Genomic DNA, 1,210 nt, shown 5'->3' on the forward strand with positions numbered 1-1,210 from the left:
CACCAATGCCAACGATTATTTCGTTTCTCCATTGTTCACTCTCGAGGCCGGCAAGACATACGTTGTGAAGACTCACACTGCTACTAACAGATCTTGCTTCAACGACAAGACGACTTCATTCACTATGAAGCTCGGAACCAACAAGAAGGTTCAGGGCACATTCACACAGTCTATCGGCGATATCGAGCTCAACACTGTTTACGACCGTGATCCGAGCGTATTCGAGTTCACTGTTGAGGAATCTGGCAACTACTATGTGGCTTACAACATCTCTGACCCTGTCGGAAGCAAGGCTTATGGTTACATCTTCGACTTCTCTATCGCTGAGAAGGTAGTACCGGACGTGACAGCAGAGCTTCCTTACGAAATCACATTCGACTCTGCCGACAAGTTCGCTACATGGTCTACTCTCGACAACAGCGATGTTCCTGGCAAGACATGGGAGTTCAACGCTTCTGACTTCGCTGGTAAACCATCTGCATTCATGGGTCCTGACGCAGGTTCTGCAACTTGCGACTGGCTGATCTCTCCAAAATTCGAACTCAAGGAGGGTAAGTCTTATGTAATCAAGTTTGACGGTGCTACAGGTGCCGACAACGCTACAAGCGTGATCCTCGACTACTTCGTAGGTTCTAAGGATAAGGACAATTTCAAGACTATTACTTGGGTTGGCGAGAAACTTCCTAAGATGGAAGGCGAAGAGGCTAAGACAGAATGGACTGTTGACATCAACAAGGATGGCAGCTACTACTTCGCATTCCGTGCTCTCAACCATACTCCAAACCAGGAGACCGACGCTATCAGCATCTATTCATTCAGCGTTACAGAAGCACCAGAGGGTGAGCCGGAAACACCGGTTGCTCTGCCATACGAGACTTCATTCCTTGAGGAGACAGGCGCAGCAGGCTGGACAGCTATGGACCGCAGCGACAACGTAAGCTCTACATGGTCTTGGAACTCTTGGGGATATGATGAGTATGACGAAAACTGGCAGCCAGTTGGTGAGAACCACCCATGTGTTGGCTTTAGCTCAGACTGGGGCACCAATGCCAACGATTATTTCGTTTCTCCATTGTTCACTCTCGAGGCCGGCAAGACATACGTTGTGAAGACTCACACTGCTACTAACAGATCTTGCTTCAACGACAAGACGACTTCATTCACTATGAAGCTTGGAACCAACAAGAAGGTTCAGGGCACATTCACACAG

1 protein-coding gene is annotated in these 1,210 nt (G+C 48.5%); it reads left to right on the forward strand.

The window, feature by feature from the left end; genetic code table 11:
- Positions 1 to 1,210, forward strand: a 1,210-nt coding sequence (locus ST42_RS13970; RefSeq protein WP_044072197.1) for a hypothetical protein, incomplete at both ends; no start/stop codon positions are given.

Origin of the sequence: Prevotella pectinovora (assembly GCF_000834015.1) — a bacterium.
GTDB classification, from domain to species: domain Bacteria; phylum Bacteroidota; class Bacteroidia; order Bacteroidales; family Bacteroidaceae; genus Prevotella; species Prevotella pectinovora.